This is a genomic window from Acetobacter fabarum (assembly GCF_040702925.2).
GTDB classification, from domain to species: domain Bacteria; phylum Pseudomonadota; class Alphaproteobacteria; order Acetobacterales; family Acetobacteraceae; genus Acetobacter; species Acetobacter fabarum_B.
The window spans coordinates 66,520-91,654 of sequence record NZ_JBFCXX020000011.1; the positions used below are offsets into that span (position 1 = coordinate 66,520).

The following is a 25,135-nucleotide window of genomic DNA, read 5'->3' on the forward strand; positions in this document are numbered from 1 at the left end:
TGTCTCCGTGCGCCTTGGGGCATGAGCAGTATGGACGAACCCGGTTAAAACAAATATCTGAGTGTCACCTGGCGCTTTTTGAACAGCACAATGCCGTTGGATATGCGCCTGAGGGAAGGTTGGTACCATCATGCGTTGCCCTTTTTGCGGGAACCCGGATAGTCAGGTCAAGGACAGTCGCCCGAATGAAGAAGGGTCGGCCATTCGCCGCCGTAGGGCGTGCCTGTCCTGCGGGCAGCGCTTTACCACGGTAGAGCGCGTGCAGTTACGCGAACTGGTGGTGGTCAAGCAGGATGGACGGCGTGCGCCATTTGATCGGGATAAAATTTCCCGCTCCATCCGTATTGCCCTGCGCAAACGCCCGGTGTCGGATGAGCAGATGGAGCAGATTGTAACCGGAGTGGTGCGTCAGCTTGAAGCTTCGGGGGATACGGAAGTCGCCTCCGCGCGCATTGGTGAACTTACCATGGATGCGCTCAAGGAAGTGGACGGCGTGGGGTATGTGCGCTTTGCCAGCGTGTACCGGGATTTTACGGAAGCCCGCGATTTTTCCGAGATTCTGACGCTCATGGAAAGCAAAACCCAACAGAGCGAACAAAAAGACTAGACCTTTATGCGTAAAAACGCCACAAAACGCGGCTTCGCATAAGAGCGGGGCAGGAGAGAACGATGACCGAACTACAGGACCAACCCAAGCTCAAAGCCGCACAGCGCCCGCGCACAGCCGCGCGTGTTGCCGCCGTGCAGGCTCTGTTCCAGATTGAGCAGAATGGGGATCGTCCGGATTCCGTTATTGAACAGTTTCTGGTCCATCGGTTTGGCACGACCCTGGGCGGTGAATCTTACGAGGATGGGCGTATTCCCGAAGCGGATGTGGCTCTGTTTACCGCCATTGTAAAAGGAGCTGTTTCCAACCGTACCGCCATTGAAGCGGATATTGTCCAGACCCTGCCCTCTACATGGCCGATCGAACGGCTGGACCCGGTCCTGCGTGCTCTTTTTGTGGCAGCCATTGCGGAGTTTCGCCATGCAGAAGTGCCTGCGGCAGTCCTGATCAATGAGTATATGGATGTGGCACATGGCTTTTTTTCCGGGGATGAGCCACGTCTGGTGAACGGTGTGCTGGATACGCTTTTCAAAACCCCCACACCGGTTGAAGATCATGACAGTACCGCCGCCCCCCCAGCCGAAGACTGATCTGCCACCGGAGTTTGCGTTTATACGGCGGCATTTTTTAGCGCTTGCTGGCCCTGCCGCTCTGAACCTGCAGGATGACGCCGCAGTGTTCTCGCCCCCACAGGGGCGCGACATGGTGATGGCGGTAGATGCCATGGTGGAAAATGTGCATTTTCTACCAACCGATCCCCCCGATACAATCGGCCGCAAGCTGTTGCGGTGCAATCTGTCCGACCTGGCCGCCATGGGGAGCAGGCCGGAAGGCTGGCTTCTGGCGTTTGCACGGCCTCCCCATATTACGGATGACTGGGTAGAGCAGTTCTGTAAGGGGCTGGCGCAGGATCAGGCCCGCTTCGGGCTGAGCCTGATGGGGGGTGATACAACCTCCACCTCCGGGCCGCTTGTTCTTTCGCTGACCATTGTTGGCTCGGTCCTGCCCGGTCAGGCCATCCGGCGGTGTGGTGCGCGTGCGGGAGATGGGCTATGGGTGAGTGGCACCATAGGAGACGGCGCTCTGGGCCTGCGCGTGTTGCAGGGGGTAGAGCCTTCTCTGGCTGACCCTGCAGGCTATCTGGCGCAACGCTACCGCCTGCCTCAGCCACGGATAGGGCTGCCTCTGCACGGTCTGGCATCCGCCGCCATGGATGTGTCCGATGGGCTCGTGCAGGATGCAGGCCATCTGGCGCGGGAAAACGCCCTGCATGTGCGTATTCTGGCTGACCATGTGCCTCTCTCGGCTGCGGCGCGCGCTTTGGAGCCCGCATGGCGGGAAGTCTGCCTGACTGGCGGGGATGATTACGAAATCCTGTTTGCTGTGCCCGCTGAGCGGGAGCACCAGCTTCTGTCCTGCCCAAGCCTGCCCACTCCGTACGGAGCGGTGCCTGTGACCCGGATAGGCCAGTTTGAACAGGGTGAGCCGGGGGTGTCGGTAATTGATGGTGCAGGCCAGCCCATGCAGTTCAGGACCAAAGGCTGGAGCCACCTGTAAGCCCGGTCTGTGCGGTTCTGGCGTCAAGGTCTGGTGTCAAGACTTGGCACCGGATGGTGGCATTTGCCTGTAATGGTGGAGGATTCAGACGTCGGGCTGAACCAGAATTTTCTCATACATACGATGTCGTTTGTACGGAGTAGGGGCAATACGCTCAATAAGGTTCCGCAGCCCTGTATGTGTTTCCAGCACCCAGCCCAGTTCAATGGTCCGGTAGGGCAGGATATGCCCGCGCCGCATCAGTTCATCAATAATCAGAACAGGCAGCATGGCGCGCAGGGCGGTGCCCATATATTTCTGGCGCACACCAAGGAGTACGACCCGGGCGGAATGGAAATTATGCCTGAGAATGCGTGATCCCAGTTTAAGCCAGCCCAGAGGGGAGGGCGCGCCGCCAAGATCCCCACTGATGTCAAACATATTGGGGATAACCAGCGCTATGGCAGCGGGCTCACCCTCAACTTCGGCCAGTACATACTGTTCGGGCCGCAGGATGGGTTTGAGCGCCTTGAGCAGGGATTCAACTTCGTGGGAAGTCAGGGGGACATTACCCCAAGTGTTGGCCCAGGCATCATTATAGATTTCGCGCAGGATTGTGGCGTCTTCTGTAATATGTTTAAGGCGCAGGCCACGCATGGTAATTTTGCCAAGGCGCTGGCGCAGGTTTGGGGGAATCTGGTTGGCGCGTTCGGCCTGCGGTCCTGTTTCCATACGGTAGGAGAGCAGGTCCATCGCTTTTGCAAAGCCTGCTTCCTCAATGGCCGGGCCGAGGGTTGCAGGGTGCCATGGAGTGCCGATCATGGGCATTTCGTTCTGCCCTTCAATCATCACGCCGGACTGGCCGTTGCTGTTCAGTGTCCACGGGCCACGGATGCGTTCGACGCCGCGTGTTTCAAGCCACTGGGTGGCGGCTTCAAGCAGCAGGGGAACGCAGGCGGGTTCTGCCGTGTCCAGCGCACCAAAGAAGCCGGTTCTGGGGCCGGGCTGCTTGAGTACAAGGGAATCTATCTGGGCGGATATGCGACCAATCGGTTTGCCATCCCGCCATGCCAGAAAGTAACACGCAAAGCCGTGGTCGTAAAAAGGCGCTTTTTTGGGGGAGAGCATATCGCGCTCTTCCATGTCCAAAGGGGCAATATATCCGGGCAGAGCATCGTAAAGTTTGCGCGGAAGCTTTATAAAGAGAGAAAGCTGACGTGAGCCCGAAACAGGGGAAACGGTAATCTGAGTCGGGAAAGACATTGCCCCTCCATGGAACGGAAGATGAAAAACTCCACGGGTGATGCCTCATTCTCTCTCAATGGGAAAGGAAAAAATGTGAAATCTGACGCATCGGGGAAGGGCGTTCTGCGTTCCGTGCTGATTACTGGGGCCACGGGCGGCATTGGTGCGGAGCTTGCGCATCATTATGCGGCACCCGGCCGGACCCTGATTTTGTGGGGCAGAAATGCCCAGCGGCTGAGCCATCTGGCCATGGAATGCTGCGCCAGTGGGGCTATGGTGCATACACGCCAGATTGATCTGTGCGATGGAGCCGCAGCCCTGAAGGCCTTTGAGGAAGATGATGCAGCCCACAGACCTGACTGCGTGGTGCTTGGCGCGGGTCTGTCCGATATCCAGTCTCTGGACGACAAAACGGAAGACCCGCAGAAGGTGCTCCAGCTTGGGCTGGTCAATTATGCAACACCCGTTACACTGGCCACGGCGGCGGCAAGGAGTATGGTCGAGCGACGCAGTGGGCATATTGCGCTCATAGGCTCGGTTGCCGGGTTTTACGAAATGCCGTTTTCCGCCGCCTATAGCAGCTCCAAATCCGGACTGGCGTTTTTTGCCAGGTCCGCCGGGCTTGCCTGGCGGCAATATGGTGTTCAGCTGACATTGATCGTGCCCGGTTTTGTGGACACACCCATGAGCCAGCGGCTGGAGGGCCCGCGTCCTTTTCTGGTTCCAGCCAAAAAGGCAGCCCGCCTGATTGCCCGCGCCATTGCACAGGGGCGGCGGGAATATATTTTCCCGTGGCCGTTCCGCGTTCTGCGTGTGGTTGAACGCCTGCTACCCCAGAAACTGCGTGAGCATATTCTGCTGCGTCTGGCTGTGGGTCAAACGGAGCGATAAATCAGAGGTTGGGTAGTTACACAAAAGGCCCGGCAGTTTTGCCGGGCCTTTTGCATGGCTGGTCCGTAAACCGCCGGTTAATGCGGCTTACGGTTCTGCTCTGCCGTCCGATCAGAACGGTGCGTCAATATCCACCACGTCAATCAGCTTGTGGTTGACAAATTCCTTAATGCCAAGGCCGATCAGTTCGCGGCCAAAGCCGGAGCGGGCCACGCCACCAAACGGCAGGTCGGCTTTGACCATTGTCGGGTGGTTGATGTAGACCATGCCGGTATAAATGCGGCGGGCCACTTCCACCCCAAGCTTGGTGTTCTGCGTAAAGACAGAGCCACCCAGACCGTAGGGGGAGTCATTGGCAATGCGAATGGCATCTTCGGTGTTTTTCGCGCGGTAAAGCTGGGTAACCGGGCCAAAGAATTCCCACAGGCGGGCTGGGTTGTTTTCCAGGTTGGTGAGCAGTACCGGACGGAAAAAAGCGCCTTTTTCGGGTATAGGTGCGCCAATAACTTCGGCTTTGGCGCCCAGCTTGCAGGCTTCATCAACCTGTGTGCGCAGGTCGTCCGCTGCCTTCTGGGAGGAGAGCGGGGCCAGCGTGGTAGCCGGGTCCATCGGGTCCCCGGCCTTCAGTTCGGCAACGCCTTTTTTGTAGAGGTCTACAAAGCGGTCATAAATGGCGTCAGCCACGATCAGCCGCTTGGAAGAAACGCAAACCTGCCCTGCATTCCAGTGGCGGCCGAAAACAGCCCATTTGACCGCTTTTTCCAGATCGGCATCTTCGAGCACAATAAATGCGTCCGAACCACCGAGTTCCATGGTTGCTTTTTTGAGCGCCTTGCCTGCAACAGACGCCACAATGGCGCCAGCGCCTTCAGAGCCGGTCAGAGCCACGCCGCAGACGCGCGGGTCGTTCAGCACGGTTTCGGTGTGATGGCGGGCAAGGTACAGGTTGCGGAATGCACCTTCCGGCAGGCCAGCCTTGCGCATCAGGTCATCAAATGCTGCGGCACACTGGGGAACGTTGGAGGCGTGCTTGAGGATAACCGTGTTCCCGGCGGAAAGCTGGGGTGCTATGATGCGGGCGATCTGGTAGTAGGGGAAGTTCCACGGCTCAATGGCAAACACGATGCCCTGAGGTTCATGGACCAGCATGGCCTGACCCTCTTCGGGGTTTTTAACCGGCAGGGCTTCGGCTGTCAGCAGGCGCTCGGCGTGTTCTGCGTAGTATTCAAAAATTTCGGCCGAGAGTGTGACTTCGGCTTTGGCTTCACCAAAGACCTTGCCCATTTCCAGTGTCAGCAGGGCGGCATAATCGTCCATGTTGTCGCGCAGGATCTGTGCTGCGGCAGACATAACCTTCGCGCGTTTGGCAAAGGAGGTATCACGCCATGACTGGAAAGCGGTATAGGCTGCGTCCAGTGCGGTCTGTACTTCCTGATCGGTTGCATCGGCAAAAGTTTTGACGACTTCGCCCGTGTAGGGGTTTGTTGTGGCGTACGCCATAAGCCTGTTCTTCCTTGGCTGTGTGATCAGTGGCGCCACAATGGGCCGGAAGAGGGCGAGGGGGATAGAGCAATTCTGCCCACTTCTTGCCTGATTCTCTCTGTCGGGCTATTTGGTCGCTGTTTCAGGCAAGGCATGGGTGTGGCTGATTGCCTTATTCTGCTCTGTCCGGAATGGTTTGGACTGCTTTGCCGTTCTGGACCGGAGGGAATGGCTGCGTAACTGAAGAGGCATGTATGGTCGGTAATCTGGCGGAATTGCAGAAGCTGGTGCTCAGGCACTGTACCCATTCCACAATGACAACCGCCATTCCAGAACTCACGCTCTACCGGGCCGAGGTCGTGAGTGAGCCCATTCCCTTTGTGTTTGAACCCCGCGTGTACGTTATAGTACAGGGCAAAAAGCAGGTCATGCTCCGGGACCGTGTGTTTGATTATGATGACAGCCACTACCTTGTTACGGCCGTGGACCTGCCTGTGGCGGGCTGCATTACACAGGCCACGCCAGAACGCCCCTATCTGGCCCTGTGTCTGGCGCTGGACCCGGCCCTGATTGCGGAACTGCTGCTGGTTGTGAATGACCAGCAGGTAGATCCCAATCAGGCGTGCATTATGGGTATGGGGCTAAGCCCGCTTAACTCGGCCATTACCGAGCCACTTTTGCGGTTGATGAAGCTGCTGGACCAGCCGGAGGATATTCCCATTCTCAAACCCCTGATCGTGCGTGAACTGCTTTACCGGCTGTTACAGGGGGATCAGGGCTGCGCACTCAGGCAGATTGCAACGGCTGGAAGCAATCTTTCCCACATTAACCGGGCCATCCACTGGATTGCCCAGCATTATGCGGAGCCGTTTGATATCGGCCGGGCGGCCCGTGTGGCGGGTATGGGGCTTTCCACCTTTCACCGGCATTTCCGCGCAGCGACCAACATGAGCCCCTTGCAGTACCGGACCCAGTTGCGCCTGCAGGAAGCACGCAGACGCATGGTCAGCGAGAATGTGGATGCCGCAGAAGCCGCCTTTGCCGTGGGGTATGAGAGTCCTTCCCAGTTCAGTCGGGAATACCGGCGCATGTTCGGGCGGCCCCCGGCAACAGATGCACTGTGCGTAAGGGCTGACCAGCTTCTGGAGCGCAATGGCGCCAGAGCATTATACGCCCATCAGGCCCATTGCCCCTAGCGCGGCCGGGGTGCCTTACGCAGGAGCGGACGATACGACCCGGTGCTGGACAACCTGACCCACAATAATCAGGGCAGGGCTGGTGATGTGGTTGTCCGCAACCTGCTGGGGTAGCGTGCTGAGAGTGCCGCTTAATACCCGCTGGTGTGGCAGGGTGCCCCCTTCCACAATGGCTGCAGGCCAGTCTGCTGGCAGGCCATGCTCTACCAGCCGGGCACAGAGCTGCGCAACCAGCGTGAGGCCCATGTAAATAACAATGGTCTGGCTGCGCAGGGCTATGGTTTCCCACGCCAGATTCAGGGTGCCATCGGCCCGGGCGTGGCCGGTAATAAACAGACAGGCCTGTGCGCAGTCACGGTGTGTAAGCGGTATGCCCGCATAGGCAGCGCACCCGTTGGCAGCCGAAATGCCGGGGATAATACGGAATGGCACGCCTGCGGCCATCAATGCCTCTATTTCCTCCCCACCCCGGCCAAAAATAAACGGGTCGCCTCCTTTAAGCCGGAGCACACGTTCCCCCGCTCTGGCGCGGCGGATGAGCTCGGCATTAATGCCATCCTGAGGGAGTGTGTGGTTGTTGGTCTGCTTGCCAACAAACACCCGCTCGGCATCGCGGCGTACGTAGTTCAGAATATCCGGTCCAACCAGATTGTCGTATAAAACGCTATCTGCATCCTGCATGAGCCGCAGTGCCGCGAGCGTCAGCAGGTCCGGGTTGCCCGGGCCTGCGCCGACAAGCCACACTTCCCCGGTTCTGGCATGGCCCTGGTCCAGAATGCGGTCGAGTTCATACTGTGCGGCCTGCGTGTTCCCCGCCATGGCCAGAGCGCCACCCGTTCCATCCAGAAAATCTTCCCATACACGGCGGCGTATGGCGGAATCCGGTACGCGGGTGCGCAGGGCCAGACGGCTTTGCTGCATGAATGCCGCCAGCCTGTGCAGGCCTGCGGGCATGATCTCTTCAATTTTCGCGCGGAGCCTGCGAGCCAGCACAGGGGCGGCCCCACCGGTGGACACCGCAATCTGCACAGCGCCACGTGTGGTCATGGCCGGGGTAATAAAGCTGGAAACCTCGGGAGCATCCACCGCGCATACGGGTATGTTCATGCTCTGGCACAGCGCGCTGAGTTCGGCATTGAGCGCACGGTTGCTGGTGGCCAGATAAACCATGCGGCAGCCGGGCAGGCGTGCTGTCAGGCTTTCCACCGTGGCGTTCTGGCGTGTGACCTCCGCCTTGCCGTCCGCCACAAGGCGTTCGAGTTCGGGGCAGAGTGTGGGGGAGAGAATTTCCACCCGCGCACCCGTAGGTACAAGAAGCTGCACCTTGTTGGCCGCGACATTACCGCCGCCTGCCACAAGAACACGTGCCCCTTCCAGATGGAGCATGATGGGAAACCAGCTGGTTTGCTCAAATGAAGCTTGCATGAGTCATGCTGCAAGCAGGGTTTTGCCCGCGATGCAAGAGGAAGCTGCGTCAAAAGGCATAAAAGTGGATGCCTGCCGTGCCATGGAGCGCTTTGACAAGATCCAGTCGGGCGGCCTAACACGAACGCGGGCCAGCCCCTGTATGATTGCGGGCAGGAGGCGGAACAGGGGTGAGTATCCGGCGTTCTGGCTGAATGGCTCAGTTCCGGCATGGGGGCGGGTGTGGCGCCATGGCCCATGTCGTTTTTACAGGGTGTGGCGTACTGGCATGGTGGGGAGATATCTTCCCGGTTCAGGTGCTCAGGTGGCCGATCAGACGGGAGTAACCGGGGTGTATGGCGGTTTTGCTCAGCCGGAAGTCAAAGGGTGGTGCCCGGGTCTTTTTGCCCCCATGGAAGCTGCGGATGGCTGGCTTGTACGTGTGCGACCCACGCTGGGGCGGCTGGAGGCGGCACAGGCATTTTTGCTGGCGGATGTGGCCCAAAAGCAGGGGAATGGTCGCATAGGGCTCACCAACAGGGCCAGCCTGCAACTGCGTGGGTTTGGGGCTGATGCTGCGCGCAGGTTCCCAGAAATTGCCGTGGCTGCGGGGCTTGGCCTGTCCGATGCGGGTATGGAGCGGCGTCAGGCCATGCTTGTTTCCCCTCTGGCGGGGGATGACCCGACCTGCGCGGCGCAGACCGTGGCCTGTGCGGAGTCCCTGCGTACTGCGCTGATCGGTGCGGAAGAGCTAACAGCCCTGCCGGGTAAATTCGGTTTTGCGGTGGATGGCGGTGGGCTTTACCCTGCGGGGCTGTTGCAGGCAGATATTACCCTGCGCGCCACGGAAGATGGGTTGTGGTCCGTTATGTGCGGCAACATGTGTGGGCCCCCCACCACATATACGCTTGCGGTTGGGCAGGCCGTTGCTTTGGCACGTGCTTTTGTAACGTCGCACCAAAGCGTGCGCCCCCAGCGGGACCGGGCGGTAGGGCAGGTGCTGTTCCAGATTCTGGGACTGACGGGGGAGGTGCTCGCACCTAAACCTGCTCAGGCCGAGGTCTGCTGTGGCCGTGTTGGGCCACTGGGGCACGGATTGTTTGCCCTGTCTGCCCCCATGGGGTGCATGAGTGCGACAATGCTGCATGACTGCGCAACTGTTGCTGCAACGCAGGGTGATGGCATTTTGCGCCTGACCCCGTGGCATACTCTGGTGCTGGGCGGCATGGAGCAGGCGCCTGCTGTGGCCGGTATGGTAACAGACCCCCATTCCCCACTCCTGCGTATCTGGGCCTGCAGTGGCGCCAGTGCATGTGCGCAGGCAGCCGGGGAGACGGAAAATCTGGCGCGCAGACTGGCTCCCCTGCTGCCAGCAGGGGCCAGCCTGCATGTTTCGGGCTGCCGCAAGGGGTGCGCCCACCCGGGCTCAGCCGATTATACTCTGGTGGCAGGCGATCAGGGTTACGGGCTGGTGCGTAATGGTTCGGCTTCGGGGGATGTGGAAAGCCTGTTCGTAGGCGAAAAGGCTGTTTATACAGCTTTTGAGTCATTCAAGAAGGAAGGAGCGGTGGATGCCAGCCTATGAGTATATTCGAGATGGGGCGGCCATCTACCAGCGTTCTTTTGCGACCATTCGGGCAGAAGCGGACCTGAGGGCCTTTACCCCGGAGCAGGCCACCGTCGTTGTACGCATCATTCACGCCTGCGGTATGGTGGGCGTGGCGCAATCCGTTGCCATGAGCGCGGACCTTGTGCCCCGCGCCCGGCAGGCTTTGCGTGGTGGCTGCGCCATTCTGTGCGATGCGGAAATGGTGGCAAGGGGGGTAACCCGCACCCGTCTGCCAGCCGATAACGAGGTAATCTGCACATTGCGTGACCCGCGCACACCGCCGCAGGCGCTGGCCATTGGTAATACCCGTTCCGCTGCCGCGCTGGATTTTTGGGGGGACAGGCTTGCTGGAGCCGTTGTGGCCATAGGCAACGCCCCTACGGCCCTGTTCCACCTGCTGGAAATGCTGGATGCCGGTGCCCCCCGGCCTGCCGCGGTGCTGGGTGTGCCGGTGGGCTTTGTCGGGGCGGCTGAATCCAAGGAGGCGCTGACCAAAAGGCATGATGTGCCATGGCTGGTCGTGCATGGTCGGCTTGGCGGCAGTGCCATGGCCGCTGCTGCCCTTAACGCCCTTGCCTGCGAGGTTGAGTAATGGCGGGTACACTCAGCATTGTTGGCGTAGGACCGGGTGACCCGGAACTGATAACCCTGCGCGCTGCACGTCTGATTGGGTCTGCCCCGGTGGTTGCGTATTTCTGCCGCGAAAAACACCCCAGTCAGGCACGGACCATCGCGCAGGCTCATATTGGGCCTGCCTCGCGGGAAATGCGGCTGATTTACCCGTTTACAACCGAGATTCCAGTCAACGACCCGGCATACCACCAGAACATGTCCGCCTTTTATGACCAGAGCGCTGAGCGTCTGGCCGAAGAACTGGCGACAGGTAACGATGTTACGCTCCTGTGTGAGGGCGACCCGTTTCTGTATGGCTCGGCCATGTATGTGTTTGACCGGCTGCGAACACGCTGCCAGACGCAGGTCGTGCCCGGCATTATGGCCATGAACGGCTGCTGGGCGCAGGCCCATGCCCCAATGACCCATGGGGATGATGTGCTGTGCGTGCTGCCTGCAACCTTGCCCGAAGCCGAGCTGGCAGACTGGCTGGAGCGTGCTGATGCCGCCGTGATCATGAAGATCGGGCGGAATATGCCCCATGTCCGGCAGGCCATAACCCGTAGCGGACGTATGGACGAAGCCGTGTATGTGGAGCGTGGTACGCAGGGGGCGCAGGTGATCGCCCCCATGGCGGAGCAGGATGGCAAAGCGCCGTATTTTTCCCTTGTGCTCCTGCCCGGAAGGAAGCGTGTACGATGAGCGGTGGTTCTCTGGTCATTGTGGGGCTTGGCCCCGGTAATCCGGAGCAGTTGACCCCGCAGGCCCGCCATGCTCTGGCCCGCGCAACGGATTTGGTCGGCTATGCCCCCTACGTCAAACGGGTGGACGCCGGGCCGGAGGTTGTGCGCCATATCTCAGACAACCGGGAGGAAATCTCCCGCGCCCAACACGCACTGGAAATGGCTCTGAGCGGGCGGCATGTAGCCGTGGTCTCGGGCGGGGATGCCGGGGTGTTTGGCATGGCGAGCGCTGTGTTCGAAGCAGTGGAAAATGGTCCCGCCATTTGGCGTGGCCTCCCTATTCAGGTCATTCCCGGTGTGAGTGCCGTGCTGGCTGCGGCCGCCCGGCTGGGAGCCCCGCTAGGGGGGGATTTTTGCGTTATTTCCCTCTCCGATAACCTCAAGCCGTGGCCGGTTGTGCTGGAGCGTTTGCGTCTGGCGGCTCAGGCGGGGTTTGTCATTGCGCTGTACAACCCGCGCTCGCATGCACGGCCGTGGCAGCTTGGGGCCGCGTTTGAGCACCTGCGGCAAAGCATGGGGGGGGATGAGCCCGTTGCATTTGCCCGTGCCATCGGGCGGCCTGATGAGGCCGTTCGCCTGTCGACCATTGCGCACGCCAATGCAGACTGGGCGGATATGAGCACACTGGTGCTGATTGGCTGCCCCGCAACAAGGCTTGTCAGCCGCCCGGACGGGCAGGAACCCTGGCTTTATACAGCGCGCAAGGTTGAAGCAGCACATTGATGCAGCCAGGCCAGAGCCGCCGCCGCGTCTATGGCATGCGGAGTATCCTGCGCAGGGGGGCGGGAGACCATCAGTACAGGTACACCCAGTCTGCGCGCGGCTTCGAGCTTGGCATGGGTTGCAGTGCCACCAGAGTTTTTGGTGACCAGCACGGTAATTCGGTGTTCGCGCATGAGTTTGAGTTCGGCCTCCAGATCAAACGGCCCGCGCGCGCAGATCACACTGGTCTGTGGGGGCAGGTCAGTCGGGCATGGTGGCTCAATGGAGCGAAACAGATAGTAGTGCTGGGGCGCGGCCAGAAAAGGCCGGGTTTCCTTGCGTCCGGTCGTCAGGAACACGGACTGCGGTTTGGTATTCCATCTGCTGGACCGGGCAAGTGCGCTGGCGGCTTCGGCAATACTGGGCACCATAAACCATGTGTCCTGCGGGGTTGTGGTCCAGCCCGGTCGTTCCAGCCGTAGGAGAGGCCGTTGTGTGGCGGCGCAGGCCATGGCGGCATGCTGGCTCATTTGCGCGGCAAATGGGTGGGTCGCATCCACAACGGCCTCTATGGCATGCTCATGCAGCCAGTTGGTCAGCCCCGCTATGCCGCCAAACCCTCCGATGCGTGTGGTCATGTCGGGCAGGTGCGGCTGGCTGGTCGCTCCGGCAAGGGAGAGCACGGCATGGCAGGTTGGCCATGTTGTGCTCAACATACGGCACAGGCTATTTGCTTCCGTTGTGCCCCCCAGCACCAGCACACGCAGGCTGGGTGGTATGGTGTCTCCTGCGTTGGTGCAGGGTGGGGGAGATGCTGGGAACATGCAAAAGCCTTGGTGGAAAATGAAAGCCGCCGATTTATACGCGCTTGCTACAGGCATGGGCAAGCACGGGCAGTCTTGGTGCGCTGTATGTTGGAAGGGGTAAGCAATGCCTGAACCGCATAACCCTGAAGTCACACCCTGGTTAAGTGTGATCGGGGTGGGGGAAAATGGTCTGGACGGGCTAAGCAGCACGGCCAGAACCCTGATTGCGCAAGCCGAGTATGTTTTTGGCGGTGCGCGCCATCTGGGGCTGGTGGCTCATCAGCCACAAGGCCGGTGTGTGGCATGGCCCACACCTTTTAGTGCCGGGGTGCAGCAGGTTCTGGCCTTGCGTGGACACTCTGTTGTTGTACTGGCCTCGGGCGATCCGTTTTTTTACGGGGTGGGCGGTGTGCTGGCCCGCAGTCTGGGGGTGGGGGAAATGCTTTGCCTGCCTGCTCCCTCGTCGGTTGCACTGGCCTGTGCACGGCTTGGCTGGGCGCAGGAGCAGTGCCATGTTGTGTCTGTCTGCGGCAGGCCCATGGCGCGGCTACGGCCGTTTTTGCAGCCGCGGGCGCGCTTGATTGTCCTTTCAGCCGATGCGCAAACGCCGTGTGAACTGGCCCGGTGGCTGGTGGAACTGGGGCTGGGGACTATACGCTGCCATGTTATGGAAGCGCTTGGCGGACCTAACGAGCGGTGCCGCAGCTTTATTGCCAAAGATGGCCCCCCGCAGGATGTTGCCTGCCTGAACCTGCTGGCGCTGGATGTGCCCGCAGAGGTTACAGACTCCTGCCTGCCCCGGTGCAACGGCCTGCCCGATACCTGTTTTGAGCATGATGGACAGCTGACACGGCAGGAAATAAGGGCTGTAACCCTTTCTGCTCTGGCTCCGCGTGCAGGGGAACTGCTGTGGGATATCGGAGGGGGGGCTGGCTCTGTTTCCATCGAATGGATGCTGGCTGCCCAAGGGTGCCGTGCCATAACGCTTGAAAGCGTGCCAGAGCGCGCAACCCGCATTGCACGCAATGCACAGGCACTGGGTGTGCCTGACCTGCACGTGGTGCAGGCCCGCGCCCCGGATGGTCTGGACGGGTTGGAAATACCGGATGCCGTGTTTGTTGGTGGCGGTGCCAGCAGGCCGGGTGTGCTGGAACAGGCCTGGGCGGCCCTGCGTCCGGGTGGGCGCATGGTGGTTAATGCCGTGGTGGTGGAAACAGAAGCCCGGCTTGTGCAGGCCATGCAGGAGTGGGGAGGGCGGCTGACCCGCCTTTCTGTCGCACGGCTGGACGGGGTAGGGGGGTTCCATGCTTTTCGGCCTGCCATGACCGTTACCCAGTGGGTGGCCAGCAAGCCCCTTAGCGCATGATAGTGGTGGGCATGGGCTGGCAGAGTGCCGCGCTGGTGGAGCATGCGCTGGAACTGGTTGCGCAAAGCCTGCGCATGGTCGGGGCCAGCGCGCCTGATTATATTGCAGTCCCAGATTTTAAAAACGCGGATACCTTGCCCCGGAGCGTTGCGCGCAGGTGGGGAGTTGGGGTGTTGTGGATTACACGCACGCAACTCCAGCAGGTGCAGTCTGCCTGCCATACGGCGTCCTCCACGGTTATGCGGCATGTGGGGGTTGCATCTGTTGCGGAGGCATGTGCTCTTGCCGGTGCGGGGGGTGGAGCGCGGTTGCGCCTGACCCGTCAGGTATTGTGTGGTGTAACCTGCGCGGTGGCAGAAGGAGATAGAAAGTGACTGTTCATTTTATTGGGGCTGGCCCGGGTGCTGCGGACCTGTTGACCATTCGGGGGCGGGACATTCTGGCGTCCTGCCCGGTCTGCCTGTACGCCGGGTCCATTGTGCCGCCCGATATGCTCCAGTATTGCCCCGATAATGCCCGGTTGGTGGATACGGCTCCCATGTCTCTGGATGAGATTGAGGCCGAATATGTGCGCGCCCATAAGGCGGGGCAGGATGTCGCGCGCCTGCATTCGGGCGATCTGTCCATTTACAGCGCGGTTGCCGAGCAGATCCGCAGGCTGGAGCACAACGCAATCCCATGGACCATGACTCCGGGTGTGCCAGCCTTTGCGGCTGCGGCATCTGTTCTGGGGCGGGAACTGACTGTGCCGGGGGTGGCGCAAAGCCTTGTGCTGACCCGTATTAATGGCCGCGCCTCCGCCATGCCCGAGCGTGAAAAACTGGCCTCTTTTGCCGCAACAGGGGCTACGCTGGCCATACATCTTGCCGTGCATGCCTTGGGGCGTATTGTGGCCGAGTTAACGCCGTTTTACGGCCCGCAATGCCCTGTGGCCATTGTTGCCCGCGCATCCTGGCCCGACCAGATTGTGCTGCATGGCACACTGGAAAGCATTGAAAAAGAACTCGAACAGAACCCGATCGAGCGCACGGCACTCGTGCTGGTTGGCCCCGCCCTTGCTGGTATTGCCGGGCGGGAGAGTGCTCTGTACGACCCCGATTATCGCCGCCGGTTCCGCAGCTAGGGGGTAAAAGGCCCATCAGCCTTGCCGACAAGTGTGCCGGAGCGGTCAAATACCAGCACATCCAGAAGCACAGGGGCGGGGGTGAGGGTTTTGTGGGCAACTGCCCATGCCGCATGAGCAATGACCTCACCCAAGGGGAAGTTGTGGGTGCGGGCCAGCAGAAAAGCTTCCGCCACCGTGGGGCTGGCGTGGATCAGCTCAGGCAGACTGTCTGGTGCGCCATGCTGTGCGGCCATCTGGGCCAGTGCAGGCATGTCTGCCCGGCTGCGGCTGGAGTGCAGGTCCAGACAGCCCTGACCAAGTTTGGTCATCTTGGCAATGCCGCCAGCAAGGCTCAGGCGGGGAACAGGGTGGTGGCGGATATATTTGAGCAGTCCGCCCGCAAAATCCCCCATTTCAATCAGGGCCATATCCGGTAGGCCGTACAGGGCCTGCCCTGCTTTTTCAGATACATTGCCCGTAGCACCCAGTACATGGGGCAGGTTCTCCGCCCGTGCCACATCAACCCCTCGGTGAATGCTCTGTATCCATGCCGAGCACGAAAACGGCATGACAATGCCTGTTGTGCCCAGAATGGAAAGCCCCCCCACAATGCCCAGCCGTGCATTGAGTGTGCGTTTTGCCAGTTCCAGCCCATGATCAATGCTGATTGTAACTTCCGCGTCCGGGAGTGTGCCGTTATTGGCCTGTGTCAGCGCTGTGCGGATCATGGCGCGGGGGACAGGGTTAATTGCCGGTTCACCCGGTGGCAGTGGCAGGCCGGGGCGTGTAATGGTGCCAACACCCGGCCCTGCCTTGAACACAAGACCCGCCCCGGTAGCCAGAGCACGCACCGTGCAGCGGATCATGGCGCCATGTGTAATATCGGGGTCATCCCCTGCGTCTTTTATCACGGCGGCGCAGGGCGCATCGGGTGTGCCGCCATACTGGCACAGGCTGAAGGTAACTTCCTGCCCCGATGGCAGGGTAATGGTCACGCTGGCAGGGGGGGCTTGCCCCAGCAGTACCAGCCATGCGGCTTTGGCCGCTGCCGTTGCGCAACTGCCCGTGGTCCAGCCACGGCGGAGGGGAGGGGCACTCTGCTTCATGCCCTGTTCGTGTCTCATATTATGCGGGGGGGATGCAAATATGAATGGGGCAGGGGGTAGCAGAGCAGGTATAAAACTGCCTAGCCCGTGCTGAGCAGGGTGGCTTTTGTCAAATGCTGTTCGCGCCATGCACGGGGGGAAAGACCACTCCATTTGCGGAACGCACGGCTGAAAGCACTTGTCTCGGTATAGCCAAGGGCGAGGGCGATTTCCCCCATATCCGGGCCGGACTGGCCAAGCTGGCGGCAGGCTTCGGCGTAGCGTACTTCTTCAAGCAATGTGCCGAAGGAAAGGTTGAACTGGGCCAGCCTGCGTTGCAGCGTCCAGGCTGGCATGTTCATGCGCTGGGCAATGTCGGAGAGTGTGCAGCAGCGTTCCGCCAGCCCCGCGCGGATCATGGAGGCGATCTGCTCCTTGAGCGATGGGGCCGAGGTACTCTGCCCGGTGCTGTGGTGGTTGCGGGAGAGAGAAATCAGCGATGCCCGCATGATTTCGAGCATGTTTGCGTTGGCCTTGGGCATGGGGCGTTCCAGCCCGGCCTTGCGGAACAGCAGGGCGTTTGTAACATGGCCAAAGTGAATATCTGCCTGAAACGCATCCCTGTGTTCATGGGTCTGTTCGGGTTGATGGTGTTCAAACAGAACGGCTTCGGGCACCCACTCATCCCCCATCGCGTGGCGGAGTACATTGCAGAACATGCCCATTGTCAGCTCTGCATCATGCCTGCGCTGGGTAATGCTGGGGTCCTGAATGGCGTATTCCAGCCGGAACAGCCCGTTTTCCTGCTCGATCAGCTGCGTGTGGGTGTTGCATTGGTGGTAGCCAAAATGGCTGGCCAGATTGCGCACCGCGTCCTCCGCCGTAGCGGACAGAAGCGCAATATACCCGACAAGGCCCAGCATTTCCGGCTGGAACTGCTGCCCGAACCAGAGGCCCAGATTGCCATCCTGTGTCTCACGCGCGGCCTCTTCAAACAGGCGGCAGTATGCTGTCAGGTCCAGCCTGTCCGTGGGCAGGGCGAACTGGCCGGTGGTCAGGCCCGAACGCCCGGCAATCCGGTCAATATCCCCCCCGCGGGAGGTAATGAAGTCTTCAACACCGGTTGCGGCGGCGGCCAGCACACCAGATGTCGGGCTTTGCATCGGGTCAGACATGGCAGGATACGTCTATGTAAAGGTGCAGTTTGTTTTGAATGATCAATAAATTGTTCTCTCCAGTCAAGTCTCAAGCGGATGATGCTGCTATTGTAACGGTATCGAACTAAACTGCGAGGTGCCCCGGGCTTCTTGCAGCAGGACTGTGCATGAGCAGGGGGCTGGCCATAATGGGATATCGTCATGGACTGGGGGGGGAGACTTACCACTTCCCCGATCTCAAATCCCTTCTGGCCGTTGCCTCATCCGTGCGCTCAGGCGACCAGTTGGCTGGTTTGGCTGCCCAGTCCGATGCCCAGAGAATGGCCGCCCGTTACGCCTTGGCTGATGTTCCTTTACGCCGTTTTATCCAGACCGCACTTGTTCCGTACGAAGAAGACGAAGTGACACGCCTGATCGTGGATACGCATGATCATAAAGCCTTTGCACCCATAGCGCATATGACGGTGGGAGAGTTCCGTGACTGGCTGCTCTCGCACGAGGCGGATACGGCTGCCCTTGCACGGATTGCGCCGGGCATTACGCCAGAAATGGCTGCTGCTGTAAGCAAACTCATGCGGAACCAGGACCTTATCAGCGTTGCGCGCAAAATCCGGGTCATTACCAGTTTCCGTAATACAATCGGCCTGCCCGGCTGCCTGTCTTCGCGCCTGCAACCGAACCACCCGACGGATGACCTTAAAGGCATTGCGGCCTCTACGCTGGATGGCCTGCTTTACGGTATGGGGGACGCCGTTATTGGCATTAACCCGGCAACCGATAGTGTGGCCAATGGTCTGGCCCTGCTGGATATGCTCGATCAGGCCCGCCAGCTTTATGACATTCCAACACAGACCTGCGTGCTGACCCACGTGACCAATACGCTGGAAATCATGAACCGTGGCGGAGCGGTGGACCTTGTGTTCCAGTCCGTGGCGGGCACGCAGAAAGCGAATGAAGGGTTCGGGGTCAACCTTGCCATTCTGCAGGAGGCGTATGAGGCGGCGCTGGCACTCGGCCGTGGCACGGTCGGGCAGAATGTCATGTATTTTGAAACCGGGCAGGGGGCGGCTCTGTCCGCGGGGGCACATCACGGCATTGACCAGCAGACGGTAGAGGCACGGGCCTATGCCGTGGCGCGGGCGTTTGATCCTTTGCTGGTGAATACGGTGGTCGGTTTTATTGGTCCCGAATATCTGTATGACGGCAAGCAGGTCATACGGGCAGGGCTGGAAGACCATTTTTGCGCCAAGCTTATGGGTGTGCCCATGGGGTGTGACGCCTGCTACACAAACCACGCCGAAGTTGATCAGGACGATATGGACAACCTGATGACCCTGCTGGGCATGGCGGGCATTACGTTCCTGATCGGGGTGCCCGGTGCGGATGACATCATGCTCAATTACCAGAGCCTGTCCTTCCACGATATTCTGACCCTGCGGAACATGCTTGGCGCACGCCCGGCCCCTGAATTTGCCGCATGGCTGGAGCGTATGGGGCTGTATGACAGCCTGACCAACCACATGCGCCCGCTGGAACTTGGGCAGACGCAACTGGCCAAGCTGGTGGGTGCAGCATGACGGAATACGGCAAACCCCAGAAGCCCCAGCCCGGCGCGGCAGCAGATGCGTGGCAGCCCCTGCGGGGCCTTACCCGTGCGCGCATTGGTCTGGGCCGCAGTGGCAATGCACAGCGCACAACGGACGTTCTGGCGTTTCAGGCCGCTCACGCTCAGGCGCGCGATGCCGTACATGCACCGCTGAACGTGCAGGCCATGGAACAGCAGTTGCGTGGTGCCCCCTGCCTGCATGTGCAAAGCCGGGCCATGGACCGCGCCACGTATCTGCGTCGGCCGGATCTGGGGCGCAGACTTTCGGAAAACTCTTTGCATATGCTGCGCAAAGAGGCGTGGGATGTTGTTTTTGTAGCAGCGGATGGTCTTTCCTCCATTGCGACCCAGACAAACGCCATACCTGTTTTTCAGGCCATGCAGCCTCTTTTGCAGGGGTGGCGGATTGCTCCTTTGGTGATTGCAACGCAAAGCCGCGTCGCCCTGGGGGATGAGATTGCACAGGCCATGGGGGCCAGCATGGTCGTCATGATGATTGGCGAGCGCCCCGGCCTGAGCGTTGCGGACAGCCTTGGCATTTACCTGACATACGCACCGTATGTGGGGTGCCCGGATTCCTTACGGAACTGCCTGTCCAACATTCATGCACACGGCATGACGGTACCTGCTGGCGCTAGCAAGCTGGCATGGCTGATGCAGGAAGCCAGACGACTTGGCCTGACAGGTGTCGGTTTGAAAGACGCTGCCCCCGACCAGTTGGCAGGCAGCAACACACTATCTTTACATGATAAGGACACAGACGCATGAGTGAGAGCAGCGGGACCAAGCTCAGCCAGTCTCTCGGTGCCTTCCATTTGTGGGGGATTGCCGTTGGACTTGTCATTTCTGGCGAGTATTTTGGCTGGAGTTACGGGTGGGGAACCGCCGGAACGCTCGGGTTTCTGGTGGCCACCGTTTTTGTGGCTTTGATGTACACGGCCTTTATCTTCAGTTTTACAGAACTGACGTGCTCCATCCCGCATGCAGGTGGTCCTTTTGCCTACAGCTTTCGGGCACTGGGGCGCTGGGGTGGGCTTATTGCAGGTCTTGCAACACTGATCGAGTTCATTTTTGCGCCACCAGCCATCGCACTGGCTATTGGCGCTTACCTGAACGTCCAGTTCCCCGGGCTTTCTCCCAAGGTAGCGGCTCTGGGTGCGTATCTGGTGTTCATGACGCTCAACATCGTAGGTGTGCATATTGCCGCAACCTTTGAACTGTTTATTACCATTGCCGCCATTGTTGAACTGCTGGTGTTCATGGGTGTTGTGGCCCCGGCCTTTACGTGGGACCATTTTCTGGCCGATGGCTGGGGTGGGGCTCCCCATTTTGGCTGGCAGGCGCTGGGCGGTATTTTTGCAGCCATGCCTTTTGCCATCTGGTTTTTTCTGGCCGTGGAAGGTGTCGCCATGGCTGCGGAAGAAGCGCGCGACCCCCGTCGCTCCATTCCCATTGCGTATATTGCTGGTATTCTTACCCTTGTAACGCTTGCTTTCGGCGTCATGATTTTTGCCGGTGGTGTGGGTGACTGGCATACCCTGTCCAACCTGAACGATCCCTTGCCCCAGGCCATGAAGCAGGTTGTGGGGGCACATAGTGGCTGGCTGCACATGCTGGTCTGGCTGGGGCTGTTTGGACTTGTGGCCTCCTTGCATGGGATCATCATGGGGTACGCACGCCAGATGTTTGCCCTTGCCCGCGCCGGGTTTCTGCCGGAAGTTCTGGGGCGGCTGCATCCGCGCTTCAAAACCCCGTATGTGGCAACACTGGCGGGCGGTGCCATCGGAATTGCTGCTATTTTCTCCGATGATCTGATCCGCATTCAGGGGCAGTCACTGACCGCCACGCTGGTCACCATGTCCGTCTTTGGTGCGTTGACCATGTATATGCTGAGCATGATCAGCCTGTTCCGTCTGCGTCGGACCGAACCCACGCTGGTGCGTAGCTACAAGGCCCCACTTTATCCCGTTCTGCCGGGCTTTGCCCTTGTTGCGGCGTTGATTGCTCTCGCTGTCGTAATTTATTACAACATCGAAATATTTTTTATCTATTCAAGTATAATGCTAGTTTGTACAGTATTCTTCATGAGTAAATTTAAAAAATAATGAGCCGTAGCCACAAGATATAGTTTCTTTCTTGGATTAGGATTGTTGAGATGCGTAAAAATTTTGTTCAGGAAGTTCACTTCCTTCTTGCGGCATGTGTATCTGGCGGCTCGTTGCTTGCGTCATATGCCCATGCAGCAGAAACTGCGGTTGCTCCCGTGTCCCTGAACTCCGCTCAGGTTGTTAACGCGCCTGTCAGCACACCGCCTGAAGCGGAAAAAGCCGCAGGTACTCCTTCTGATGGCGAGGAAGTCCCCGCTGGTGTGAGCAGCGAAGATGATGCGATGAAGCCCACCGTGGGCAATCTCTTTCATCCCAAAGCCGGGCAGACCCCCACTTACTGGCAGGGGCTGGAGGCGCATGTGTCGGTTGAAGGGGGTGTCACCGGCAACCCATGGACACGCTCTGGCCGCAACTTTGCGCAGTACTACACGGACCGCGCCAACACGGCGACCCTTAACCAGATCATGGGCTCCATTTCCCATCCTGTTACGTCTGTTGGCAAAGGTTATGGTCTGGGGTTTGTGTTTGAAGCCATGTATGGTTCGGATGCACGCTTTGACCCGACCCTTGGCATGGGCTCAGGCTCCTTGCATGGCCTGTACCAGTGGGCGCCTACGCAGGCCCATATAGACGCTCATCTACCATGGATTTTCAAACGTGGGATCGATGTCCAGATCGGTCAGATGTACGGTATCATGGGGGCGGAGGGTACACCGGCACAGGCTCGTCCATTTTACACTTACAATTACGCGTCCGATTATATCGTGCCGTTTGAAACGGTTGGTGTTCTGGCCACCATGCATCTGACCCAGCACATGGACTGGATCCTTGGGGTGGATGCCGGGAACTCCACAACCTTTGGCTCTTCGGGGAACAACAACAAGCCCAAAGGGTATTTTGGTTTTGCATGGAACAAGCTGCTTGATGGCAAGCTGGATATGCACGCCATCGGCCATTTTGGTCCACAGGGCAACAATGGCCGCCAGATACAGTCTGCTGACGGCTGGCTGAGCGCTGGTCTGGGCAAGTCCGCCAACAGCCTGATGCAGTATAACGGAGACTTCATGGCGACTTATCATGTGAATGATAAGATGACGGTTTCCGTCAACGGCACCTATATGCATGATGATGCCTTGCGTGACGATGTTTATGGTGTCAGCACTTACTTTTCCTACGCCTTCCATCCGTGGCTGACCCTGAATGCCCGTGGCGAGATTTTTCGCGATAATGCGGGCATGGTTATTGCTGAATATTCCAGCTTTAACTCTTTCACGCAGTATCTGAGCAACAAGCCGTATCCCTACTATAGCGCCCTGCCCACAACTTATGGTGAACTCACGGTTGGCGTAACGTATAAGCCGGAGTTCATTAACAAAAAGCTGGCTCTGGGTGGTTTTATTATCCGGCCAGAAGTCCGTCTGGATAAATCGCTCAACGGCACGCACCCCTTTAACCAGGCTGGCACTGTTGCTAACCCGGTCGTTAACAACGGCACAAACAACATGTTCTGGTTCAGTTGTGATGCAACCTGGGCGTTCTGAGGTTCATCCGTAGGATTGTTGCTGGATAAGTCATCAAAAGGGTCTGCGGATATGTCCGCAGACCCTTTTGTCGGGAAGGATATTTAAAATATTTTTTATTCCCGGGCGTCAGGGAGTTTCAGGTGACAGTGCCCAAGGAGCGTATCAAATCCAGTTTTTGCAGCCGTATTGTCTGCCAGATAACGCCAGTTAGACGGTTGCCTAGAACGAATCAATTTTGAAATAAAGACGTGAAATCTGGCCGGAGAGATGGGCGCCATGGGTGCTGCCGGAGAATGACATATCAACCCCCTTGGCATTTTCCATCACAATCCCGGCAGGACCGGAGCCTACGGCAACGTCCCCACCAACGGTCCAGTAAGTGCCCTCAAAGTCCTGCAGACGCGCAAGGTTGCTAACGCAGCCAGTGCCGGTAACCGTTGCGCTACCAAGCGCAAGGGCGCCACCTCCCTTGACCGATATGGGGTAACGCTGCCCGCCATATGTCAGCGTTCCATGCCCCCACATGTAACCAATGGCCGCGCCAACTTCCTTCATGGAGATTTCAATCTGCCCATCGGATGCGGTATCGCACGCGGTCTTGGCCATGGCCTGCCCACATAGGGTCGAGGCCACAATAAGGGAAACAACACCGGAGCGAAAAAAGGACATGAACAGAACTGCCAGACGTCTGGAAAGTGAAGAAAATGACATGTCATGGAAAAAGCAAAAGGGCAATGCCGAAACGTTGTAATAGACCCGTATTTTAACGGTAACATGGGAACGGGGCAGGCAGTGCGCATCAAGGTTTTTGACGATCGGACGACTCTTTCCTATTAGGGACCTCTTTGTCGCGGAAGTTTTCAGTCAGAACGGGAGAGGAATTACGCCGATGGCAGCTGCTACGCAGTTCGGAAATACCAGACGGCGGACATACGCCATCCTTGTGGCTCTCGGTTTGGGAATTGTTTGCGGGCTGTCCATCCATGTCTGGGTACCCGCTTATATCGGTGCGGCAGAACAGGCATCAACATTGCTGACCGGGCTGTTCCTCAGGCTGATTCGTATGGTCATCGCGCCACTTGTGTTTGCCACGCTGGTCAGCGGCATAGGCAAGCTGGGGGACGATACGCTGGTTCTGCGTGTCGGCGGCAAGGTTATCCTCTGGTTTCTGGCCATGTCCTTTATCTCGCTCACCATCGGGCTGCTGGCGGCCAATATCTTGCGGCCGGGAGCCGGGTTCTCCGCACCGCTCCCTGCGGATATCGGCTCCCTCAGACATGCCTTCCAGCCAGTCGATTTTGTCTTGCACATCGTGCCGACCAGTATTCTGGATGCAATGTCACGGAATGACATTCTCCAGATTGTTGTTTTTTCGGTTCTGTTCGGGGTGTCTTTGCCTGCGGCGGGCAAGGCTGGCAAAACCATGCTTTCATGGTCGGAGGAACTGGCTCATATCATGCTACGCATGACCGATATGGTCATGGTTCTAGCCCCGATTGCCGTCTTTGGCTCCATCATGGGGAGCGTTGCTCATAGTGGGCCGGAAATGATGATGCATTTCGGGCGCTTTCTGCTCCAGTTCTATGGAACAATCATGACCTTATGGGTTGTGCTGACCTTTATTACCTTCTGTGTCATCGGGCCCAGGGTCAAGGGGTTGATTCAGGAACTGGTGCAACCTGTCATCCTTGGTTTTGCAACGGCCAGTAGTGAGTCTGTTTACCCGCTGCTACTTGAGCGGCTGGAAAATTTTGGCGTGCCGTCCCGCATTGCGGGGTTTGTTCTGCCCTTGGGCTATAGCTTCAATCTGGATGGGTCCATCCTGTTCCAGTCTTTCGGTGCCATCTTCATCGCTCAGGCGTACGGTATTCATCTGCCGTGGACACAGCAGGCACTGATGGTGCTTGTCATGATGCTGAGCAGTAAAGGTATTGCGGGGGTGCCACGGGCATCTCTTGTCACGCTGGTCGCTGTCCTGCCGCAGTTCGGCCTGCCTGAAGCGGGCATTGCCCTCATTCTGGGGATTGATCATTTTCTCGACATGGCGCGCACGGCTACCAATGTGTTGGGCAATGGCTACGCGGCAGCCGTGTCCGCCAAATGGGAGGGCGTTTTGTCCGAAGGCCCAGCCGAGGACGTTATCTGAGAGCCAGACGACAGCGCGTGACGAGACAGCGACGGGCCGAGAGGCCCGTTTTTATTTTGCGATAGGAACGTTAATTTTCGGGAATGGCGGTTTTCTGGGGTTTTTTGTTTAGGTTATGATTTTGTTTCATTTTTTTGATTTCTGCTGTTGACGGTGTAGTGTTTGTGGGTATAGAAGCTGCTTCACCGAGACGAAGTGATCTTGGC

24 protein-coding genes are annotated in these 25,135 nt (G+C 58.9%); 17 read left to right on the plus strand and 7 right to left on the minus strand.

Going from position 1 to position 25,135, the window contains the following annotated elements; all coding sequences use genetic code 11:
* The first annotated feature begins 130 nt into the window (after positions 1 to 130).
* From nrdR to thiL, 3 genes are all read left to right on the plus strand, one after another.
* The gene (nrdR, locus tag AB2L51_RS09555) at positions 131 to 607 is read left to right on the plus strand and encodes a transcriptional regulator NrdR (protein ID WP_166116402.1); all 477 of its coding nucleotides are present in this window, start codon (positions 131 to 133) and stop codon (positions 605 to 607) included.
* 62 nt (positions 608 to 669) lie between these two features.
* The gene (gene nusB / locus AB2L51_RS09560) at positions 670 to 1,197 is read left to right on the plus strand and encodes a transcription antitermination factor NusB (RefSeq protein WP_395582316.1); all 528 of its coding nucleotides are present in this window, start codon (positions 670 to 672) and stop codon (positions 1,195 to 1,197) included.
* Entirely contained in the window at positions 1,163 to 2,164 is a 1,002-nt protein-coding gene (gene thiL / locus AB2L51_RS09565; protein WP_395582317.1) for a thiamine-phosphate kinase, read from the plus strand. The genes nusB and thiL overlap by 35 nt, the downstream gene beginning before the upstream one ends.
* Positions 2,165 to 2,248: 84 nt before the next feature.
* Here the strand turns inward: thiL and AB2L51_RS09570 are convergent, their stop codons facing one another.
* Positions 2,249 to 3,406 carry a hypothetical protein gene (locus tag AB2L51_RS09570; protein WP_395582318.1) on the minus strand — a complete coding sequence of 386 codons (1,158 nt, stop codon included), beginning with the start codon at positions 3,404 to 3,406 and terminating at the stop codon, positions 2,249 to 2,251.
* 21 nt (positions 3,407 to 3,427) lie between these two features.
* Between AB2L51_RS09570 and AB2L51_RS09575 the strand changes: the two genes are divergently transcribed.
* Entirely contained in the window at positions 3,428 to 4,279 is an 852-nt protein-coding gene (locus tag AB2L51_RS09575) for an SDR family NAD(P)-dependent oxidoreductase (RefSeq protein ID WP_395582319.1), read from the plus strand.
* A gap of 111 nt (positions 4,280 to 4,390) precedes the next feature.
* Here the strand turns inward: AB2L51_RS09575 and AB2L51_RS09580 are convergent, their stop codons facing one another.
* Positions 4,391 to 5,779, minus strand: a complete 1,389-nt coding sequence (locus AB2L51_RS09580; protein WP_395582320.1) for an NAD-dependent succinate-semialdehyde dehydrogenase — start codon at positions 5,777 to 5,779, stop codon at positions 4,391 to 4,393.
* Positions 5,780 to 6,015: 236 nt separating this feature from the next.
* Here AB2L51_RS09580 and AB2L51_RS09585 point away from each other — a divergent pair, with 236 nt between their 5' ends.
* Positions 6,016 to 6,957, plus strand: a complete 942-nt coding sequence (locus AB2L51_RS09585) for an AraC family transcriptional regulator (RefSeq protein ID WP_395582321.1) — start codon at positions 6,016 to 6,018, stop codon at positions 6,955 to 6,957.
* Positions 6,958 to 6,972: 15 nt separating this feature from the next.
* Here AB2L51_RS09585 and cysG read toward each other — a convergent pair whose 3' ends face one another.
* Entirely contained in the window at positions 6,973 to 8,382 is a 1,410-nt protein-coding gene (gene cysG, locus AB2L51_RS09590) for a siroheme synthase CysG (protein ID WP_395582322.1), read from the minus strand.
* A 304-nt stretch (positions 8,383 to 8,686) separates the two neighbouring features.
* Here cysG and cobG point away from each other — a divergent pair, with 304 nt between their 5' ends.
* Genes cobG through cobJ form a run of 4 tightly spaced genes read left to right on the plus strand, consistent with a single transcriptional unit; the run spans position 8,687 to position 12,048 of the window.
* Complete coding sequence (cobG, locus tag AB2L51_RS09595; RefSeq protein ID WP_395582323.1) at positions 8,687 to 9,946, plus strand: precorrin-3B synthase; 1,260 nt, start codon at positions 8,687 to 8,689, stop codon at positions 9,944 to 9,946.
* The gene (locus AB2L51_RS09600; protein ID WP_395582324.1) at positions 9,933 to 10,562 is read left to right on the plus strand and encodes a precorrin-8X methylmutase; all 630 of its coding nucleotides are present in this window, start codon (positions 9,933 to 9,935) and stop codon (positions 10,560 to 10,562) included. Before cobG ends, AB2L51_RS09600 begins: the two co-directional genes overlap by 14 nt.
* The gene (locus tag AB2L51_RS09605; RefSeq protein ID WP_395582325.1) at positions 10,562 to 11,284 is read left to right on the plus strand and encodes a precorrin-2 C(20)-methyltransferase; all 723 of its coding nucleotides are present in this window, start codon (positions 10,562 to 10,564) and stop codon (positions 11,282 to 11,284) included. The genes AB2L51_RS09600 and AB2L51_RS09605 overlap by 1 nt, the downstream gene beginning before the upstream one ends.
* Positions 11,281 to 12,048: a precorrin-3B C(17)-methyltransferase gene (gene cobJ / locus AB2L51_RS09610; RefSeq protein WP_395582326.1), complete on the plus strand. Its 768-nt coding sequence runs from the start codon at positions 11,281 to 11,283 to the stop codon at positions 12,046 to 12,048. The genes AB2L51_RS09605 and cobJ overlap by 4 nt, the downstream gene beginning before the upstream one ends.
* Here the strand turns inward: cobJ and AB2L51_RS09615 are convergent.
* Positions 12,015 to 12,851 carry a cobalt-precorrin-6A reductase gene (locus AB2L51_RS09615; RefSeq protein WP_395582327.1) on the minus strand — a complete coding sequence of 279 codons (837 nt, stop codon included), beginning with the start codon at positions 12,849 to 12,851 and terminating at the stop codon, positions 12,015 to 12,017. The genes cobJ and AB2L51_RS09615 overlap by 34 nt on opposite strands.
* A gap of 106 nt (positions 12,852 to 12,957) precedes the next feature.
* Here AB2L51_RS09615 and cbiE point away from each other — a divergent pair, with 106 nt between their 5' ends.
* Genes cbiE through cobM form a run of 3 tightly spaced genes read left to right on the plus strand, consistent with a single transcriptional unit; the run spans position 12,958 to position 15,322 of the window.
* Complete coding sequence (cbiE, locus tag AB2L51_RS09620) at positions 12,958 to 14,199, plus strand: precorrin-6y C5,15-methyltransferase (decarboxylating) subunit CbiE (protein ID WP_395582328.1); 1,242 nt, start codon at positions 12,958 to 12,960, stop codon at positions 14,197 to 14,199.
* Positions 14,196 to 14,573, plus strand: a complete 378-nt coding sequence (locus AB2L51_RS09625) for a cobalamin biosynthesis protein (RefSeq protein ID WP_395582329.1) — start codon at positions 14,196 to 14,198, stop codon at positions 14,571 to 14,573. The genes cbiE and AB2L51_RS09625 overlap by 4 nt, the downstream gene beginning before the upstream one ends.
* Positions 14,570 to 15,322, plus strand: a complete 753-nt coding sequence (gene cobM / locus AB2L51_RS09630; RefSeq protein WP_395582330.1) for a precorrin-4 C(11)-methyltransferase — start codon at positions 14,570 to 14,572, stop codon at positions 15,320 to 15,322. Before AB2L51_RS09625 ends, cobM begins: the two co-directional genes overlap by 4 nt.
* Here the strand turns inward: cobM and AB2L51_RS09635 are convergent.
* Positions 15,319 to 16,410 carry a cobalt-precorrin-5B (C(1))-methyltransferase gene (locus AB2L51_RS09635; protein ID WP_395582331.1) on the minus strand — a complete coding sequence of 364 codons (1,092 nt, stop codon included), beginning with the start codon at positions 16,408 to 16,410 and terminating at the stop codon, positions 15,319 to 15,321. The two genes, cobM and AB2L51_RS09635, sit on opposite strands and share 4 nt — an antisense overlap.
* Before the next feature lie 80 nt (positions 16,411 to 16,490).
* Complete coding sequence (gene qhpR / locus AB2L51_RS09640; RefSeq protein WP_395582332.1) at positions 16,491 to 17,564, minus strand: AraC-like transcriptional regulator QhpR; 1,074 nt, start codon at positions 17,562 to 17,564, stop codon at positions 16,491 to 16,493.
* 170 nt (positions 17,565 to 17,734) lie between these two features.
* Between qhpR and AB2L51_RS09645 the strand changes: the two genes are divergently transcribed.
* The 4 genes from AB2L51_RS09645 to AB2L51_RS09660 are packed head-to-tail and all read left to right on the plus strand — an operon-like array spanning position 17,735 to position 22,801.
* Positions 17,735 to 19,123, plus strand: coding sequence for an ethanolamine ammonia-lyase subunit EutB (locus AB2L51_RS09645; RefSeq protein WP_395582333.1), 1,389 nt, complete (start codon positions 17,735 to 17,737; stop codon positions 19,121 to 19,123).
* Complete coding sequence (gene eutC, locus AB2L51_RS09650) at positions 19,120 to 19,920, plus strand: ethanolamine ammonia-lyase subunit EutC (protein ID WP_395582334.1); 801 nt, start codon at positions 19,120 to 19,122, stop codon at positions 19,918 to 19,920. The genes AB2L51_RS09645 and eutC overlap by 4 nt, the downstream gene beginning before the upstream one ends.
* Complete coding sequence (gene eat / locus AB2L51_RS09655; protein ID WP_395582335.1) at positions 19,917 to 21,257, plus strand: ethanolamine permease; 1,341 nt, start codon at positions 19,917 to 19,919, stop codon at positions 21,255 to 21,257. The genes eutC and eat overlap by 4 nt, the downstream gene beginning before the upstream one ends.
* Positions 21,258 to 21,307: 50 nt before the next feature.
* On the plus strand, positions 21,308 to 22,801 hold the full coding sequence (locus AB2L51_RS09660; protein ID WP_395582337.1) for an outer membrane beta-barrel protein: 1,494 nt from the start codon (positions 21,308 to 21,310) through the stop codon (positions 22,799 to 22,801).
* Between the two features lie 201 nt (positions 22,802 to 23,002).
* Here AB2L51_RS09660 and AB2L51_RS09665 read toward each other — a convergent pair whose 3' ends face one another.
* Positions 23,003 to 23,452: a hypothetical protein gene (locus AB2L51_RS09665; protein WP_184382742.1), complete on the minus strand. Its 450-nt coding sequence runs from the start codon at positions 23,450 to 23,452 to the stop codon at positions 23,003 to 23,005.
* 220 nt (positions 23,453 to 23,672) lie between these two features.
* Between AB2L51_RS09665 and AB2L51_RS09670 the strand changes: the two genes are divergently transcribed.
* Complete coding sequence (locus AB2L51_RS09670) at positions 23,673 to 24,929, plus strand: dicarboxylate/amino acid:cation symporter (RefSeq protein WP_395582338.1); 1,257 nt, start codon at positions 23,673 to 23,675, stop codon at positions 24,927 to 24,929.
* The last annotated feature ends 206 nt before the right edge of the window (positions 24,930 to 25,135 follow it).